This is a genomic window from Streptomyces sp. NPDC050988 (assembly GCF_044456225.1).
Classification (GTDB): domain Bacteria; phylum Actinomycetota; class Actinomycetes; order Streptomycetales; family Streptomycetaceae; genus Streptomyces.
Window position 1 is genome coordinate 108558 of the sequence record NZ_JBITFQ010000011.1, and the last position, 18283, is coordinate 126840.

Here is an 18283-nt window from a genome sequence, read left to right on the forward strand (position 1 = left end):
CGGGATCGCCGGCGTCACCGCAGCGGCGGCCGTGCCCTCACCTGGGCCCGGTCCGCCGCGGCGGCTCCTTCCTCCCAGCCGGCCGCGTCGTTGACCCCGCGCAGCCTGGTCGTGACGGTCGCCGGGAACATCCGCTCCGTCTCGTCCGCGACCGCCACGTCCCGGGCGGCCAGAACCGGCAGCAACTCCCCCTCGCCGGCCGTCACCTGCCCCTCCGCCGCCTCCGCCAGCCGATCGCCGATGCGATGGGCGTACGCGGCGAGGAAGGACTGCCGGAAGGACTTCGTACGCTTCCTGCCGCCGGCCCGCTGTGCCGCCTCCGCCTTCGTCATCGCGGCGGTGGCCTGCACGAGGAGCGAGGTGTAGAGGAGTTCGACGGCCTCCAGGTCTGGTTCGAAGCCGACGACGGTCGAGAAGCCGAGGGCCTCGTTCCAGACCGCCCGGCAGCGGTTGGCGCCGGACACCGCGTCGAGGAGTACCGCCTTGGCCGTCTCGTAGGGCGGGTCGACGCCGATGCGGCAGGCGCCGGGCGCGTCCTTGGCGTGCGTACGGGCCGCGAGCAGCGCCTCGTCGATGCTGTGCCGCGCCATCAGCTCCTGCGCCTTGGCGCTGAGGGCCTCCGCCTCCTCGGGGAACCCGGTCGCCTCGGCCTTGGCGAGCAGCGCGCGGATACGGGTGAGCATGCGGAAGTCCTTCGGGCCGCCGGCCGCCGCCCTGGGCGCGTCCACCTCCAGCGGCTCGATGGAGGGCAGGCGGAGCAGCAGCCGGTACAGCCCCAGTACGGCGGTGGCGTACGAGAAGCGGTCGGTGCGGGGTTCGGTGCGGGGCCTGGCCTTCGTCCCAGAGGCCCCGGCGGCATCGGCGGCCCCGGCGGCCCCGGCGGCCCCGGCGGCCCCGGCGGTCAGCTCTTCGAGCTGTGCCGTCCAGCGCGGGCCGCGGGGCTGCTCGCTGCGGCGGCTCTCGTCGAGGATCAGCGCCGACACCAGGCGTACGTGCGTGTCGTCCAGTTCGCGGCGCACGATCCGTACGACATCGGCGGGCTGCCAGCCGCGCCGCCAGGCCCCCTCGACGAACTCCTCGCCGCGGCGGGCCAGTTCGGTGTCGGACGCGGGGTCGGAGGCGAGGAGCGAGGCGCCGGTGTCGAGGGCCGCGTCGGAATCGGCGTAGAGGGCGGCCTCGAAGGCGCGCTCCACGGTGCTGGGCGTACTGCTCATCCCTCGATCGTGTCACGCGTCGGGGTGGGGGCGGACCGACCGTTGTCAACTCCGGGTTGACACTCCCTCACTGTCAACCTACGGTTGACACATGACCACGAATCCACGTGCCACCACCTCCGTACGCCTCGACGATCTGATCGAGGCCATCAAGAAGGTTCACGAAGACGCTCTCGACCAGCTCCAGGACGCGGTGATCGCGGCGGACCACCTCGGCGATGTGGCCGACCACCTGATCGGTCACTTCGTGGACCAGGCCCGGCGTTCGGGTGCGTCCTGGACGGACATCGGCAAGAGCATGGGGGTCACCCGGCAGGCGGCCCAGAAGCGGTTCGTGCCGAAGGCGGAGTCGGACCTCGACCCCAGCCAGGGCTTCAGCCGCTACACGTCACGGGCCAGGAACGTGGTGATCGTCTCCCAGAACGAGGCCAAGAACGCGGGCAACGACCTGATCCGCACCGAGCACCTGGTCCTCGGCCTGGTCGCCGAGCCGGACGGCCTCGGGGCGAAGGCGATCACCGCGCAGGGCGTCACCCTGGACGCCGTGCGCGAGGCCGCGACCGCCGCCCTCCCACCGAGCGCCGAGGACGTACCCGCGCTCATCCCCTTCGACAGCAACGCCAAGAAAACCCTCGAACTCACCTTCCGCGAGGCGCTCCGGCTCGGCCACAACTACATCGGCACGGAGCACATCCTGCTCGCGATGCTGGAGCACGAGGCAGGCGCGGGCCTCCTCAGCGGGCTCGGCGTCGACAAGGCGGCGGCCGAGGCGAGCATCGCCGAGGCGCTGGAGAAGGTGCGGGAGTCCCTCCAGGAGGACTGACCGGCCGAACGACGGGCCGAACGACTGGCCGAATGGCCGGGCGACGACCGGGCACAGCTTGTGCCCGGTGCCGGACACGGCCCTGAACCCCCAGTTCAGGGCCGTTGTCAGACCCTCCTGCGAGACTCGCAGTCATGACCGACCGGTGGGCTCTCGCGCCGGCCGAGGACGGCGGCGCAGAGCTCGCTCCCCTCGGCCCCGGCGGGCTGCCCGCCGGACCGGTCCTGCGGGAACCGGATCTCGCCGAGTCCGTACGGTCCCGGCCGGACGTCATCCGCTGGGTGTGGCGGGCGACGGCCGAGGTCTATCCGCGGCTGCGTGAGGCGGGCGTCCGCGTGGAGCGGTGTTACGACATGGAGGCCGCCGAGACCCTCCTCCTGGGCCACGAGGGACGGCTCGGCGAGCCCCGCTCGGCGGCCGCCGCCCTGGCGAGACTGCGCGGCGGCCCCGTACCGCCCGATCCCCCGCAGCGCTCCGCCGAGCCCGGCTCGCAGTCCTCCCTCTTCGAGCCCCGCCCGGTCCACGTACCGCTGGAACAGCTCATCGAGGTGTACGGGGACCAGCAGCGAAGACACGACGCGGCCGAGCACCCCGGGCGGATGCGGCTGCTGACGGCCGCCGAGTCGGCGGGCATGCTCGTGGCGACCGAGATGAACGCGGGCGGGATGCCGTGGAGCGCGGACGTCCACCGTGACGTGCTGCACGAACTGCTCGGCGAGCGGTACGCGGGAGGGGGCGAACCGCGCCGCCTCGCCGAGCTGACGGACGAGGTGTCGGCCGCGTTCGGGAGACGGGTGCGGCCCGATCTGCCCGCCGATGTCATCAAGGCCTTCGCGCAGGCCGGGATCAAGATCAAATCCACTCGGCGATGGGAGATCGAGACGATCGACCACCCGGCCGTGAAGCCGCTCGTCGAGTACAAGAAGCTGTACCGCATCTGGGTCGCGCACGGCTGGTCGTGGCTCCAGGACTGGGTGCGGGACGGGCGGTTCAGACCGGAGTACCTGCCGGGCGGTACGGTCACCGGGCGCTGGGTGACCAACGGCGGGGGCGCGCTGCAGATCCCCAAGGTCATCCGTCGCGCCGCGGTCGCCGACCCCGGCTGGCGGCTCGTCGTCGCGGACGCCGACCAGATGGAGCCGCGGGTGCTGGCCGCGATCTCCCGCGACCCCGGCCTGATGGAGGTCGCCGGGCGGGAGACCGACCTCTACCAGTCCGTGTCCGACCGCGCCTTCTCCGGCGACCGCGCACAGGCCAAGCTCGCCGTGCTCGGCGCGGTCTACGGCCAGACCTCCGGCGACGGCCTCAAGAACCTCGCACTGCTGCGCCGCCGCTTCCCCAGGGCGGTGGCGTACGTGGACGACGCGGCGCGGGAGGGCGAGGAAGGGCGGCTCGTGCGGACCTGGCTCGGGCGGACGTGCCCGCCGGCGGCGGGGTCGGACTCCTCCGGGGAGGAGGCCGGGATTCCGGAGAGCGAGCAGGTCGGCGTGCCGGGCGAGGGCGCCGAGCCCGGGGACGCCCAGGACTGGGTGCCGGGGTACGCCTCCACCAACTCCCGTGCCCGGGGCCGCTTCGCGCGCAACTTCGTCGTCCAGGGCAGCGCCGCCGACTGGACCCTCCTCGTGCTCGCCGCGCTCCGCCGCACCTGCCGGGACATGGCGGCCGAGCTGGTCTTCTTCCAGCACGACGAGGTGATGGTGCACTGCCCGGCGGCGGAGGCCGACACGGTCGTCGAGGCCATCCGGGAGGCCGCGGAGCTGGCGGGGCGGCTGACGTTCGGGGAGACGCCGGTGCGGTTTCCGTTCACGACGGCGGTGGTGGAGTGCTACGCGGACGCGAAGTGAAGTGAGGGGGAGGGGGGCTTGAGCCGGGGTGTGGGCCCGAGCCAGGTCGTGGGCCCGAGCGGGAACAGGGGTTCAAGTGGGAGCGCTCCCGGCTTGTTTGTGATGAGCCCGGGTCAACTCCCGCGCGCGGAAGGCCCGTTGAGCCGGATCAGCAACAGCTCCCGCAGTTCGTCGGTCACCGTGCTGTCGGTGCCGTCCAGGTCGTCGAGGGCCAGTTCCCACTGCTCGTACGCCTCGTCGGTGCGGCCCGCCGACCGGTGCAGCAGGCCCTGCTGGTGCCGGGCGAGACCGGCGGTGTAACGGTCGGCGCGCAGTTCGGCGCGGGCCAGCAGCAGGGCGCACTCGCGGGCGGCCCGCTCGGTGCGGCCGAGGCCGCGCAGCGCACGGACGAGACCGAGGCGGGTCTGGGAGCCGCTCTGCCAGTCGACACCGTCCGAGACGCTCAGGGCACGGTCGAAGTGCTCCAGCGCACGGGCCGGTTCGCCGAGCGTGAGGTGGGCGTACCCGATGTTGCAGTGCCCCGACTCGCGGACCCGGGAGTCGCCCATGGTCTCGCCGAGTGCGAGGCTCCGCTCGTGCCACTCGATGGCGGCGCGCGGGTCGGAGTGCTCGTAGAGGTTGCCGAGATTACTGTAGGCGACGGCCTCGCCGTCCAGGTCGCCCAGCTCCCGCGCCAGCTCCAGGCTTTCCCGCAGGGCGAGTTCGCATTCCACGTACCGGCCCAGGCTTTCCAGCAGCAGCCCGCGGTTGTTCAGGCAGCGCTGGATGCGCGAGACGACGCCGAGGCCGCGCCAGCGCGCCAGAGCCTGGTCGGTCAGGACTAGCGCCTTGCCCGCCTGTCCCTGCATGAAGTAGAGGCCCGCCAGATCGGACAGCGCGATCGCCTCGGCGGCGTCGTCCCCGAGCAGCCGCGCCACCTTCAGCGCCCGCCGCCCGAGCACCGACAGCTCGCGCAGCCGACCGCGCCGCTGCAGATACGGGAAGAGGGCGCGTACGAGGACGGGGACCAGCGGGGAGGCGGCGGCGTGGCCCTCGACGAGCGTGACGACGTTCGCCACCTCGCGGTCCCCCCAGGCGACGGCCTCGGCGGCCGTCGCGAATGGCACGGTCTCGCTGCTGGTGGCGCCCGCACGCTCCGACTCTGCCGGTGTCGTACCCAGCCGGTTGTCGCGGTCGACACCGGAGGGGATCAGGGCCGGTACGCACCGGCGGGCGGAGGCGATGTACCAGTGGAGGGCGAGGTCGGTGGGGTCCGGATTGGTGGGATCCGGATTGGTGGGGCTGTGGTCCTCCTCCGCCGCCTCCCGGGCGACCTCGCGGGCGAAGTCGCGTACGAGGTCGTGCGGGGTGTAGCGGCCGTACGCCGTCTCGTCGAGGAGGGCCACGTCGACGAGGCGGTCGAGGGCGGCCTCGGTGCGGCGTTCGCCGGTGCCCAGGAGCCGGGCGAGGAGCGGGATCCCGTACGTCGGCAGGTCGAGCGCACCGATCCGGCGCAGGGCGAGGGCGGCGTCCCGGTCGGCCTCGCGGTCCGAGGCCCGCAGCGCGTCGAGGGCCACCGCGAGCGAGCGGCGCACGCTGAGGTCGTCGTATTCGAGGTGGTGCAACCGTCCGTCGCTGGCGGCCAGTTGACCGGCCAGCGCGTCCGGCGTGAGGACCTGGCGGGCGGCGAGCCGGGCCGCGACGATGCGCAGTGCGAGCGGCAGCCGTCCGGTGAGGCCGACGAGAGGGTGCGTACCGTCGAGGCCGTCCCGTCCGGAGACGGCCCGCAGCAGTTCGGCACTCTCCTCGTCGGAGAGGGGAGCGAGCGGGAAACGGGCCACGCCGTCCAGCGCGGTGAGGGGCGAGCGGCTGGTGACGATCACCGCGCAGCCGGGGCCGGCCGGCAGCAGGGGGCGGACCTGGGCGGCGTTCACGGCGTCGTCGAGTACGAGCAGGGTGCGGGTGGGCGCCAGGAGTGAGCGGAGCAACGCGCTTGCCGCGTCCGGGTGTTCGGGGACGCCCCGCGGTTCCACGCCCAGGTCGCGGAGCAGCGCGGCGAGGGCCTGCCCGACGGTGAGCGGCGGCACGCCGGGCGTGGCCCCGTGCAGCCGTACGTACAGCTGGCCGTCCGGGAACTCGGTCCGCAGCCCGTGCGCCACCTGCACGCCCAGCGCGCTCTTCCCGACGCCCGCCATGCCACTGACCACGGCCACGCGGGGGTGCCCGGCCCTGGCCCCGGTCGACACGAGTGTGGCGCGCAGGCTGCCGACGGTCTCGGCTCGACCTGTGAAACAGAGGGGAGCGGGAGGGAGTTGGGCGGGGCGGGGGACGGGGACGGGGGCGGGGGCGGGGGCCTTCGGAGAGGCGGGGGTGCCAGGGGCGGCGGAAGTGCCGGGGGTACCGGGGGTACCGGGGGTACCGGGGGTACCGGGGGTACCGGGGGTACCGGGGGTACCGGGGGTACCGGGGGTACCGGGGGTACCGGGAATGGCTGGAGTCGCCGGGGCGGACGTGGTGGCCGGGGCGACCAGGGCCGCGGGGGCGGCCGGAGCGGCTTCCGCAGAGGGCGGGTGGTCGGCTGCGCGCGGGCCAGGATCAGTACGTGTGGACGCCGACTCGGCGGGCATCGGGGCGGAGACGCCGTCACCTCCGGTGGACTGCCGCCCAGCGGAAGCCGCTGCCTCACCGGGAGCCGCCGCTCTGGCGGGAGCCGCCGCCTCACCAGGAGCCGCCGCTTCGGCGGAAGCCGCCGCCACACCAGGAGCGGCCGCATTGGCGGAAGCCGCTGTCTCAGCGGCACCGATCTCATCACTGGCGGACGCATCCGGGCCCGATCCAGATCCAGGCCCAGGCCCAGGTCCAGATCCAGGTCCAGATCCAGGTCCAGATCCAGGTCCAGATCCAGGTCCAGATCCAGGTCCAGATCCGAATCCCTGGCCCGGCCCCGCCCCCACCCCCGCCGCTGACGCCGGCCCCAAGCCCAAGCCCAAGCCCGATCCAGGTCCAGATCCAGATCCAGATCCCGGACCCGGCCTAGATCGCGAGCCCGGCCCCGACCCCGCACCTGCCCGTCCCCCTGCTCCAGCTCCAGCTCCAGCTCCAGCCCCGGTCCCTGCCCCCGCCCCCGCCTCCGCCCTCGTCCCCGTCCCCGTCCCCGTCCCCGTCCCCGAATCCTCGTCCCGCAGGATCTCCAGGTGGGTCTCCCGGACCGCGAGGCCCGGTTCCACGCCGAGTTCGCGGACGAGGGTGCGGCGCAGGTCGCGGTGGACGGCGAGGGCCTCGGCGCGGCGGCCCGTCCGGTGGAGGACCATCATCAGCTGGCGGTGGAAGGCCTCGCGGAAAGGGAACTCCGCGACCAGCGCGGCCAGTTCGGGTGCGAGACCGGAGAGCCGTACGTCCCCGTCGGACACCCCGCGGCCCAGCTCCAGTTCCGCGTCGTACCGGCACTCCAGGGCGAACAGCCGTGCCTCCTCCAGCCGTTGGACGAGGGAGAGTCCGCCGAGCCCGGGAGGCATGCCTGTCAGCGGGGTGCCGCGCCAGAGCCCGAGTGCCGCAACGGCCTCGGTCACGGCCCGTTCCCAGTTCCGCCGCGCGTGTGCCGCCCGGGCGGCACCGATCCGGGTCTCGAAGAGGCGTACGTCCAACTCACCCTCGGAGACGCGCAGTTGGTAGCCGGGCGGTACCGACCGCAGCCGGTCCGGGTCGTCCAGGAGGCGTCGCAGACGGGTCACGTGGTTCTGCAGCGACGCCTGCGCGGAGGCGGGCGGCGTCCCGCCCCACAGCGCGTCCTTGAGCACGTCGACGGAGACGACCCGGCCCGGTTCCAGCAGCAAAGCGGTGAGCAGTACCCGCCCCTTCGCGCTGCTGACCGGCCGTGGCACACCGTCGGCGTCGTACACGACGGTCGGCCCGAGAAGCCCGAAACGCAGCCCGGATCGCAACACGGACCGCACTCCCGAACCCGGTTCGGGCGAGGACGCGGGTATCGCCCCAGGTGACGGCCCGTCCGGGCGGCCGGACGATCGACCGCGGCGCAGCCCGGCGCCCCGCTCCGACCGCTGTCCGCCGCCCACCTGTCCGCCTCTTCCCATCGGCGGCCGTCAACGGCCTGAATCCGCCGCTCCCGCCACCTCCCAGGCGAAACTCTGTGCCTCGCCACACCGTTCGCCCCATGTTAGCGATCGGTTGGCGTGGCCTGATTTGATCACCGTTCGGACCCGGTCGTTCCGGTACGCGGTTGGCGTCGTAGGTCGCCGCGGCTCGGGGGAGTGTCGCCGTAGCGGCCGGGTCCGAAAACCCGTGGGTGTGGGCCGAGTCAGACGACCGGTGGCCGTCCCAAGCGCGTGAGGCGCCAGACAGTCCCCCAGCGCATCGGCCGCCGTTCCCCCGCCGAGACCCGGATCCCCTCCACGAAGCCGCCGAACCATGCCCGAAGCCCGCCGACAGAGCGTGTCCGCAGGAGAGTCAGCGCGATCCAGACCGCCAGGTGGACGGGGATGAGCGGAAGCGGCAGCCGGCGTCGGACGAGCCAGACGCGGTTGCGGGCGGTGACGCGGTAGTAGATGGCGTGCCGTGCCGGCGAGGTCTTGGGGTGCTGGAGCAGCAGCTCGGGCTCGTACCGGATGGTCCACCCGGCGTCGGCGGCCCGCCACGCCAGGTCGGTCTCCTCGTGCGCGAAGAAGAACTCGGCCGGCCAGTCCCCGGTCTGCGCGAGCATCTCCATCGAGAGGGCGTGTCCGCCGCCGAGGAAGCCGGTGACCTCCCCGCCCCGCATCGGATCCTTGGCACCGAGCCGGGGCACGTGCCGCCGCTGGGTCTCGCCGTGCTCGTCGGCGATACGGAATCCGACGATGCCGAGGCGCGGATCGGCGGCGTACAGGTCCCGTACGCGCCGCAGGACGTCCGGGTCGACGAGGAGCCCGTCGTCGTCCAGGTCGACGACGACGTCCACGTCCCCGAACTCCCGCAGTCGGCTCAGCGCGACGTTCCGGCCGCCCGGGCAGCCGAGGTTCTCGTCGACCTCGATGGCGGTGACCTCGCCGGGCAGCCCCAGCCGGTCGGCGAACTCGGGGAGCGGACAGCCGTTCCCGACGATCACGATCCGCGTGGGTGCGACGTCCTGCTTGGCCACCGACGCGAGCAGCGCGTCGACCTCCTGGGGCCGGGTGCCCATCGTCACCACGGCCACCGCGATCCGCGGCTCCATCGGCACGGCGCCCACCCCCATCACTCGACCTCGTTCGGCAACAAGGGGCGATGCTAGCCGTTCACGGTAAGGACTCTTCAAATACGCCGATTCTCCTTGCGGCGTACGAACTTCAGCCCCGACCAGTCGTCCCCGAGCGCGGCGACCTTCACATCGACGACGCCCAGCGGCAGGAACAGCTCCCGCAGCGCGTTCTCGGTAATGTCGCTGACGTGGCCGGCGGCCTTCCTCGGCCAGGCGATCCAGAGCATCGCGGAGTCGGCGAGCGCCTCGACGAGCCCGGGTCCCTCGGCGGCCAGAACGGCCGCCTCCCGGTAGAAGGCCACGGTGACGTCCGCCCCCTTCGGCCCTCCTTCGGCGACCTCGCAGCCCTCGGGCAGCCCGGGGATCGTCCACCCCTCCCCCGGCGCGTACAGCAACCGCACCCGCTGCCCGGCCTTGATCCCGATCTTCCTGGCCAGCGGCGTACCGGAGTACCCGCCGCCCGCCCCGCGCCCAGCACTCGCCCCGCTCACCGCGCCACCACCGTCCATGCGCTCCTGCGCGCTCCTGCGCTCCTGCGCTCCTGCGTCCATGGTTACTCGCGGTTCGGCGTCGTGCCGCTCATTGCCGTCATGGCCCCGGTGGCAGGTAGCGTGTCCACGGCCGCTTCCCGAAGGAGCACGCGACATGACCGTATCGATCTCCCTCCTCCTGATGGCGGTCGTCGCACTGGCGGCGGCGGTCGCGGCGCCCCGTGTCCTGACCCGCGCGGTCTGGCCCGACCGGGAGCCCGTGCTCGCGCTGTGGGTGTGGCAGTGCCTGGTCGCGACCGTGCTGCTCTGCTGCCTGACGTCGCTCGTGCTGAGCGCATCGGCGGTCTTCCACACCGTCCGTGTCCATGTCTTCGCGCCCGCGCCGCCCAGGGTCACCGCGGCGTACGACCTGGCCGCCGCCCCGCCCTGGACCACCGCGCTCACGCTGCTGCTGGCCGGTGGTGCCGCCTGGACCACGGCCATGCTGGCGCGGGAGGTGGCGGAGGCCCGCAGGCGCGGTCGGCTGCGGCGCGAGCACCTGCGCGAACGCGCCCCCGAGCTGCCGGGCGGGCTCAGCGACTCGCGCGGCCCGCTCCTCGTGCTGGAGGACGAGTACCCGGACGCCTGGTGGATGCCGGGCAGCCCGCCCCAGCTCGTCGTCACCACGGGCGCGCTGCAGCGCCTCACCGACCACCAGCTGGACGCCATCCAGGCCCATGAGCTGGGTCACGCCCGGGCCCGCCACGACTGGCTCCTGCATCTCTCCCAGGCCCTGGCCTCCGGTTTCCCGGGCATCCCGCTCTTCACCCACTTCCGCGACCAGACCCACCGCCTGGTCGAGCTCTCCGCCGACGACACGGCCTCCCGCCGCTGCGGCCACCTCACCACCGCCCTCGCGCTGATCGAGCTGAACCAGCACCGGGGCGTCCTGTCCTGCGCCACTCCCCGCCCCCTGCTCCACCAGCGGGTGGAGCGCCTCCTGGACCCGCCGCCCCGCCTGCCCCGGACCCACCGCCGCGGTACGACGACGGCCGCCGCCCTGGCCCCGCTGATCCCGCTGCTCATCGCCTTCGGCCCGGCCCTGGCGACGCTCGGCTCCTAGGGCCTGGCCCGGCACTTCCCTCCTCCGGCCTTCCTCCGGCCCCCCTGGCCAGCCGACGGTCCCGCACCCGGCGCACCGGCGCACCGGCGCACCGGCACGCCGGACCAACTCCGCTTCTCCAGGCTCCACTTGAGGCACCCGCCTGCCTCGGCCGGACGTCGACTCCGAGCAACCCCGTGGCCCCGGTTCTCATCTTCTTCTCAGGGACGAGAGGGACGAGAGAGATGCCCGGGGCATCTGGGGCAACCGAGGTGCCCGGGCGCAGGAGCCAACAGGAGGAGAAGGACGTTGAGCCATGCCCGGCGCACATTGGTCGCCGCTGCGGCGTTGTTGGCGGTGGTGGTGGGGTCGCAAGGAGTCGCGCAGGCCCGCCCGTCCGCCGAACCCGCACCGCCCGCGGCCTCGGCCGACCCCGACGGCAGACTGCCGGCGGGCTGGCAGATCACGACAGCGAGATCCGGTCAGCAGTTGACCTGGCGCTCGGCCACACCCGTGCCCATGGGGGACGCCGCCGTCGAGTTCTACTCCGGCGACCGGCTCCTGGGCCGGCCGCTCGCCGCCAAGGACGGACACACGTTCAGGCTCGCCCTCCAGGGCGTGGAGCTGGGACCGGCGAAGGACCTACAGGTCCGGGCGGCCGGCCGCCGCCTCGACGAGGCCGGCATCGAGGCGGACTCGCGGCGACGTGCCTCCAAGGCGCCGGTGAAGCCGTCGGCCCTGCCGCCGGCCAACCCCGTGGACCCGGGCGTCCCCGGCCCGTACCGCACGGTCAGCGGCGAGTACGAGCTGAAGTCCGTGAAGCTGCCCGACTTCCCCGAACCGGTGGAGATGCGTGCGGCCGTGGTCGCACCGGCCGGGGCCCAGGGCAAGCGCCCGCTGGCCCTCTTCCTGCACGGCCGGCACCCCACCTGCTACACCGGGGGCCCGGACGGCGAGTTCGTCGGCGACTGGCCCTGCCCCACCGGTTCGAAGCCGGTACCGAGCCACCGCGGCTATCTGCACGACCAGAAGCTGCTGGCGTCCCAGGGCTATGTGACGGTGTCCATATCGGCCAACGGCGTCAACGGCCAGGACTTCGCGGCGGAGGACGGCGGCGCGCAGGCCCGCTCGTCCCTCGTACGGCAGCACCTCGCCCGCTGGGCCAACTGGTCGGGCGCCGGACGGACTTCGGCACCGGAGGTCGTACGGAAGGCCGCGCGGGCCGACCTGTCGCGCGTACTCCTGGTCGGTCACTCGCGGGGCGGCGAGGGCGTGAACCGGGCCGCGATGGACAGCCTCTCCAAGCCTCCCACCGACCGGGACGGCTACCGGGGTCCGGTGCGCTGGAAGATCCGGGGGACCGTCCTCATCGGCCCCACGATCTTCGGGCAGAACCCCGCTCCCGAGGTGCCGTCGATGACGATCCTGCCCGGCTGCGACGGCGATGTGTCCGATCTGCAGGGTGAGATCTATGTGGACGGGACCCGCGGTGTCAGCCGTGGTGCCGCCCTGCACAGCGCGGTCTACATGGTCGGCGCCAACCACAACTTCTTCAACACCGAGTGGACGCCGGGCCAGGCCCAGGCGCCCGCCAACGACGACTTCTGGAACGACGGGGAGTCGCCGGACGCGGTGTGCACGCCGGGCACCGCGACACGCCTGACCGCCAAGAAGCAGCAGGCCGCCGGCTCCACCTACATAGCCGCCGCGGCCCGGGTGTTCGTCGCGGGCGACGACCGGGTCCGGCCCCTGCTGGACGGCTCCGGCGTACGGGCGAAGTCCGCGGGTTCCGCGCGCGTCCTCACCCACGCCGTCGGCGCCCGTCGTGGCGGCGCGTTCGTGCCGGACCCCTCGGTGAAGGTGGACGGCGGCCGGCTGTGCGAGCAGGTCGACCCCGACCCGGCCACGGCCTGCCTGAACCCCGACGAGCCCGGCGCGTCACCGCACTTCGCCGGCTGGGAGACGGACCGGGAGCCGGGCCGCAACGCCGTGGCGCTCGGCTGGTCGACACCGGGTTCGCCGGTACGGGTACAGCCCGAGCGACCGGTCTCGGTGACCGGAGCCAAGTCGCTGGCCCTGCGGGTCGTCGTGCCCCCGAACACCACCGGCACCCGCATGGACGTGTCCCTCACGGACACCGCGGGCCGACGGGCGAAGCTCGGCGGCATCCGCCTCGACGGGCTGCCGGGCACCGAGCGGACGACCTCGTACTGGGGCCAGGAGGTCCGCGTACCGCTGACCGCCGCGACCGCGGCCGGGCTGGACCTCAAGCGGGTGGAGTCCCTGGAACTGACCCCGCGCAGCGGATCGGGAAAGGCGTGGCTGATCGACGCCTGGGGCTGGCGCCCCGGCATGGCCGACGTGCGGCCGGTCTCGCCGCCCCGCGTCGACATCGGCCGGCTGACCGTCGACGAGGGCGACTCCGGAGTCCGGACCTACCAGGTGCCGGTACGGCTCTCCGGGCAGGGCAGTGGACGGATCCGGCTCTTCGTCGCGGACCCCGAGACCCGTGAGACCACGTCCCGGGTGGTGACCGTGCGCCCCGGCACCGAGAGCGTCGACGTGCCGGTCGACGTGCCCGGCAACACCCGCTACAGCTACGGCTCGGCGTACAACGTGTTCGCGAAGGCCGTCCACGACACGGTGGTCGGCAACCACCTCGGCGGTGTGACCGTGAACGACGACGACCCGATGCCCACGTTCAGCGTGACGCCGGTCCCGAGCCGGGTCACCGAGGGCCAGAGCCTGACCTGGCGGATCACCCAGTCCGCGGTCGCCGACACGGAGATCTGGATCGACTCCGCGTTCGCTCCGGTCGGCGGCGTCGAACTGTCCACCACCGACGTCGACCCGGCCTGGCTGGAGGAGTTCACCGGTGAATCACCCGGTCCCGCCCGGCCGCTGTCCCGGCTGGAAGGGCTCTATCTGCCCCTCGCCATCCCTCAGGGGGAGCTGAGTACCGACGTGACCGTACCCGTCGTCGCGGACGGGGTGAGCGAGCCGGAGGAGTCACTGCGGATCCAGCTGTTCCTCCTGACGGCGGAGGGCGAACAGGTGGAGGGGCCGGTGCTCGACGGGACGGTGACGGACGCGCCGTAGTAGGGCATTACGGAACTGGACGCGGGGGCCCGGGAGTTCCGGGCCCCCGTTTCGCGCTCCTGATTCCTTGAAGCTCCCGGGGTCAGTCCGTGGGCCCGTGCGCCATGATGCGGCGCAGTTCCTCGCTGAAGTCGCCCACCGTCGGCTCCAGCAGCAGCGCCGCCAGGGGGATGTCCGCCCGCAGCCGTTCCCGGAGGGTCTCGACGACGCGCAGCACCTTGAAGGAATCGCCGCCCAGGTCGAAGAAGTCGTCGTCCCGGCCGACCTCGGAGACCTGGAGGACCTCGCACCACACCTCGGACACGATGCTCTCCACGTCCGGATCCGCGCTGACGGAGACATGTCGTACGGGCCGCGCGGGCGCGGATTCGGCCGACCGCTTCGCCGCCCGGGTCTCCAGGAGACGCCGGTCCAGCTTGCCGTTCGGTGTCAGCGGCAGTTCGTCCACCACCTCGACGGCCGACGGCACCATGTACGGCGGGAGCCAGGTCCGCAGGGCCTCGCGCACGGAGGACGGCAGGCTGCCCGGTTCCGTGCCCTTCTCGGGCACCACGAACGCGGCGAGCCGCTTCTCCGGGCCCGAGCCGTGTGCGACGACCGCCGCCTGTCCGACCCCCGTACAGCGCTTGGCGGTCTCCTCGATCTCGCCGGGCTCGATGCGGATGCCCCGGATCTTCACCTGCCGGTCGGCCCGGCCCAGGAACTCCAGCGCACCGTCGGGCCGCGCCCTGACGAGGTCGCCGGAACGGTAGAGGCGGCCGCCCGGGCTCACCGCGGGGACATGGGGAAGACGCTCGGCGTCGAGAAAGCGCTCGGCGGTGAGTTCGGGCCGGTTCAGATAGCCGAGGGCGACGCCGGCGCCGCCGATGTGGAGTTCGCCGGGTTCCCCTTCGGCGACCGGGACTCCGTTCTCGTCGAGGATCCACAGTTCGGTGTCCTGGATGGCGGGACCGATGAGCACGGTGTCCAGGTCGGGATCGCGCGGCAGCACCCAGGCCGTGCAGTAGATCGTGCACTCACTGGGCCCGTAGATATTGGTGAGGGACGCGGTGGAGCGCGAGTGGAAGCGCCTGACCAGGTCGGGACCGAGCGGTTCGCCGCCGGTGAGTACCTGCCGCAGCCCGTCGTACCGCTCGGCGGGATCGCGGGTCAGCAGGAAAAGTTCGAGCTGGGACACGCCGAAGTAGACCGTCGTGATCCCCTGGTCGCGGATCAGCTCCGCGAGATGGTCCGCGTCGCGATGGCGGCCCGGGGCCGCGACGACGATGGTGGCGCCGGCGAGCAACGGCCAGTACAGCTCGCCGAGATACATGTCGAACGTGCACACCGTGTGGTGGATCATCCGGTCGCGCTCGTCCATGCGGTGCGTGGTCTGCAGGGCCGTGATCCGTGAGACGAGGGCACGGTGGCTGAGCAGCGAGGCCTTGGGACGGCCGGTGGATCCCGAGGTGTGGATGACGGCGACGGGGTCGTCCGCCGACGTGCCCGGGGCGTCCCGTACCGGTTCGGGCGTCGGCGGGTAGGTGGCGCACTCCTCGTCCGTCAGGACGACCAGGTCCGACAGGCCCGGCGCCTCCGAAAAGCGGTCGCGCAGCTCCGAGTTGGTGAGCACGGCCCGGGGCGCGCAGTCCCGGACGGACCGCAGGATCCGCTGCGGCGGGTCGTCCACGCCGAGTGCCGCGTGGGCGGCGCCCGCGAACATGGCGCCCAGCACGGCCACCACGAACTCGACGGAGCGCTCGTGGTGGATCACGACGCGGTCACCGGCCCGTACGCCGTGCGCGCGAAGGGCCGCGGCGGTCCGCAGGACCCGTTCCCTCAACTCGCCCACGGTGAGGACGGTGTCGCCGGAGACGATCGCGGGGAGTCCGGGATCGCGCTCCCAGCGTTCGAGCAGGAGTACGTCGAGCCGGTGGTCCGCATCGGTCGACGGGCGGTCGGCGGAGGCCTGGACGGTCGTCATGGAGGTCAACCTCGGTCGGTCCGGGTGCGGGAGTTAGGGGAAACACCCCCTAGAAGGCCGATGAAGATCTTGTTGAGGGGCTGTCCGGCCGGAGGCCGGATGGTCCTTCTTTGTTATGTGGTGGCTGGGGCGAGGTGCCAGGCGCCGTCGATGCGGGTGAGCCCGAGGTTGATCAGTCGGCGGAGGTTGAGGGCGGCGGCGCGGGTGTGGAGCCAGGTGTCGTTCTTGAGGGTGCCGCGGTAGCGCAGGCGCCGGTTGCCGTGGTGGACGATCCAGGCGACGGCGCGTTCGACCGGAGGTCGCCAGCGGCGGTAGTCGGCCTGCCACTTGGGATCGGTGGCGGCCTGGTGGCGGGCGGCCGCTTGGAGGTCGTGGTGCGGGCGGATGGTCAGGATGCGTCCGGCCTTGGCTCTGGTGCACCGCTCGCGCAGGTGGCATCCGGCGCACAAGTTGCCGAAGGAGGCTTTGCGTTGGTGGTGCTGTCCGCCGGGGTCGGACAGGGCCACAGTGTGTCCGGCCGGGCAGGTCACGATGGCTGCGGTGGTGAGGATGGTGAAGTCGTCCAGGGTGAAGCCGCCGGGGACGGCCGGCCGCAGCGGGGCGGGCTTGAGGAACAGACGATGTCCTGCCTCGTGGAGTGCCTGGCGGGCGTCGCTGGTGGAGTAGGCGGTGTCGCCGAAGGCATCCAGCGGCTCATCCTCGTCGGCAAGCAGCTCAAGTCCCACAGCGGCCTCGTGGTGCTCGGCTCCGGCGCCGGGCCGCAGAGCGGCGGCGGTGTATAAGCCGGTTTCGGGCTCCACCGCGAGGTGGGCCTTGAAGCCGTCCTGCTGGTGGCTGCGGGTCTTGTGGACGTGGCGGGCTTCCGGATCGACGGTGGAGACCATCCGGTTCGGGGCGGTGCCTTGGGTGATGCGCCAGCGTCCGTCGCGGCCGTCGGAGTCCTCGGCGGGCTCGACGTCCTGTCCGGCGACCAAGGCCAGGATGCCCACCGCGTTCGCGGCTTTCTCCGCCAGTTGCTGTTCGGGCAGATGCCCCAGCAGCCGCAGCGCATCTGTGACCAGCGCGTCGACCAGCACGGCGCGGGCCTGCTCGTCGTTCCAGGCGATCTTCGGTTTGCCCGGGTCGGTGTAGTCGTGGGCGGTGCACTGCACCGCTGCCACCTCGGCTGCTGCGGGGACTTCGCGGATCACCGCGCGGACGGCGGCGATGATCTGGGTGACGGTGTCCTGGGTGGCGACCGCGTCGTCCAGCACGGTGGAGTCCAGCGCCCGGCGGTGTTTGCCCTTGAGTACGCCGGTGGCCTTCACGACCTCGCGCACGGCGTCGAAGATGCGGTTCGGGCGGGCGGAACGGGCCAGTCGGCGGCGGAAGTAGGCCAGCAGCGACGGGTCGAAGGCCACGTCGTTGAGGCCGAGCCCACATGCGGCCTTCCACCGCAGGTCGCACCGCAGTTCCTGGACCGTCTCGAAGTCCGACAGCCCGTGCAGGGCCTGCAGCGTGATCGCGGCAGCCAGGATCTGCGGCGGCATGCTCGGCCGTCCGTTAGCCGACGGGTACATGTCCGTGAACATCTCGGCCGGGAACAGCTCGCCGCGGTGCTCGGCCAGAAACGCGAACACGCTCCCGGCCGGGATCAGATCCCGGCATGTCTCCCACACGTCCGGCCCGACCATCTCGCCGACCCACTCACCCATCGCCACACAACGAGTCTGGTCCTGCCGCTCACGCAGCAGGACCAGAACCCAACATCTTCATCAGCCTTCTAGGACTGTTCTGTCGCGAACTGGTCGAGATTGCCGACGACGGCGTCCACCACCAGGGCGGGGCTCTCCGTCAGCAGCATGTGTCCGCCCGGCAGCCAGACACCGCGGGTGTTCTCGCTGAACAGGGCCCAGTCGGCGGTCCGTTCCTCGGGGCACAGCGGGTCCTCGTCCCCGAAGACCGTGAGGAGCGGACACCGCAGGAGGGGGTCGGGGCCCGACGAGTAGTCCTCGACGGCACGGATGTCCGCCACGATCGTCGGCAGCACCAGCTCCAGCATCTGCTCGTTGGCCGCGAGTCTCTCCGGGACTCCGCCGAACCCGTCGAGGATCGCCAGTACGTCCTCGGTGTCGTCCGTGTCGCGCAGCAACCGGCGCTCGGGGTCGGGCTTCTCGGTCACCGCCCACTGCGAGACGGCCACCATGCCGGCGACACGGACACTGTCGTCCCGCTGCAGTGCGCGTACGGCTTCCAGGCCGACGATCGCGCCGAAGCACACCCCGACGACGACCAGGGGGGCGGTGCCGGGCAGCGCGCGAGCCGTGGCCACGACGTCGTCGACCAGACCGGGCAGGTCGGGAACGCTCTCCCGGATACGCGTCTCCCTGCCCGGCAGCCGGGCCGTGGCCACCAGCCAGTCGGCCGGGGCGTGCTCCGCGAAGCCCTGGCCGCTCGCCGCCCCGGCGCCGGCGTGCGGGACGATCAGCACGCGTATCGAGGCGTCCTGCGGGTCGGCGCCCTTGAGCGCGAAGGTCTTTGCCGACAACGTTCTGTCACTCTCCATGGGTTGGTGCCTGG

General features: G+C 72.7%; 10 protein-coding genes and 2 pseudogenes. 4 read left to right on the plus strand and 8 right to left on the minus strand.

Going from position 1 to position 18283, the window contains the following annotated elements; genetic code table 11:
• Window positions 1-14 precede the first annotated feature (14 nt).
• On the minus strand, window positions 15-1214 hold the full coding sequence (locus tag ACIBEI_RS24230; protein ID WP_398892117.1) for a DUF2786 domain-containing protein: 1200 nt from the start codon (window positions 1212-1214) through the stop codon (window positions 15-17).
• A gap of 91 nt (window positions 1215-1305) precedes the next feature.
• Here ACIBEI_RS24230 and ACIBEI_RS24235 point away from each other — a divergent pair, with 91 nt between their 5' ends.
• Both ACIBEI_RS24235 and ACIBEI_RS24240 read left to right on the plus strand, forming a co-directional pair.
• Window positions 1306-2037, plus strand: a complete 732-nt coding sequence (locus tag ACIBEI_RS24235; protein ID WP_398892119.1) for a Clp protease N-terminal domain-containing protein — start codon at window positions 1306-1308, stop codon at window positions 2035-2037.
• Window positions 2038-2171: 134 nt separating this feature from the next.
• Window positions 2172-3881, plus strand: a complete 1710-nt coding sequence (locus ACIBEI_RS24240) for a bifunctional 3'-5' exonuclease/DNA polymerase (protein WP_398892121.1) — start codon at window positions 2172-2174, stop codon at window positions 3879-3881.
• 113 nt (window positions 3882-3994) lie between these two features.
• Here ACIBEI_RS24240 and ACIBEI_RS24245 read toward each other — a convergent pair.
• The 4 genes and pseudogenes from ACIBEI_RS24245 to ACIBEI_RS24260 all read right to left on the minus strand — a co-directional run.
• Window positions 3995-6340 (minus strand): annotated as a pseudogene (locus tag ACIBEI_RS24245) (tetratricopeptide repeat protein); the annotation flags it as partial.
• A 762-nt stretch (window positions 6341-7102) separates the two neighbouring features.
• A pseudogene (locus tag ACIBEI_RS24250) lies at window positions 7103-7951 on the minus strand (BTAD domain-containing putative transcriptional regulator); the annotation flags it as partial.
• Window positions 7952-8175: 224 nt separating this feature from the next.
• Window positions 8176-9066 carry a glycosyltransferase family 2 protein gene (locus ACIBEI_RS24255; RefSeq protein ID WP_398892416.1) on the minus strand — a complete coding sequence of 297 codons (891 nt, stop codon included), beginning with the start codon at window positions 9064-9066 and terminating at the stop codon, window positions 8176-8178.
• Between the two features lie 77 nt (window positions 9067-9143).
• A complete protein-coding gene (locus ACIBEI_RS24260; RefSeq protein WP_398892122.1) occupies window positions 9144-9641 on the minus strand; it encodes a DUF3052 domain-containing protein in 498 nt (165 codons plus the stop codon).
• Between the two features lie 94 nt (window positions 9642-9735).
• On the opposite strand from ACIBEI_RS24260, the gene ACIBEI_RS24265 reads away from it, so the two are divergent.
• Together ACIBEI_RS24265 and ACIBEI_RS24270 are read left to right on the plus strand one after the other, a co-directional pair.
• Complete coding sequence (locus ACIBEI_RS24265) at window positions 9736-10683, plus strand: M56 family metallopeptidase (RefSeq protein ID WP_269652545.1); 948 nt, start codon at window positions 9736-9738, stop codon at window positions 10681-10683.
• Between the two features lie 288 nt (window positions 10684-10971).
• Window positions 10972-13761 carry a hypothetical protein gene (locus ACIBEI_RS24270; protein WP_398892125.1) on the plus strand — a complete coding sequence of 930 codons (2790 nt, stop codon included), beginning with the start codon at window positions 10972-10974 and terminating at the stop codon, window positions 13759-13761.
• Between the two features lie 82 nt (window positions 13762-13843).
• Here the strand turns inward: ACIBEI_RS24270 and ACIBEI_RS24275 are convergent, their stop codons facing one another.
• The 3 genes from ACIBEI_RS24275 to ACIBEI_RS24285 form a co-directional block, all read right to left on the minus strand.
• Window positions 13844-15724, minus strand: coding sequence for an amino acid adenylation domain-containing protein (locus ACIBEI_RS24275; protein ID WP_398892127.1), 1881 nt, complete (start codon window positions 15722-15724; stop codon window positions 13844-13846).
• A gap of 113 nt (window positions 15725-15837) precedes the next feature.
• The gene (locus ACIBEI_RS24280; RefSeq protein WP_398892418.1) at window positions 15838-17418 is read right to left on the minus strand and encodes an IS1182 family transposase; all 1581 of its coding nucleotides are present in this window, start codon (window positions 17416-17418) and stop codon (window positions 15838-15840) included.
• A 68-nt stretch (window positions 17419-17486) separates the two neighbouring features.
• Complete coding sequence (locus ACIBEI_RS24285; protein WP_398892129.1) at window positions 17487-18269, minus strand: thioesterase II family protein; 783 nt, start codon at window positions 18267-18269, stop codon at window positions 17487-17489.
• Window positions 18270-18283: the final 14 nt, after the last annotated feature.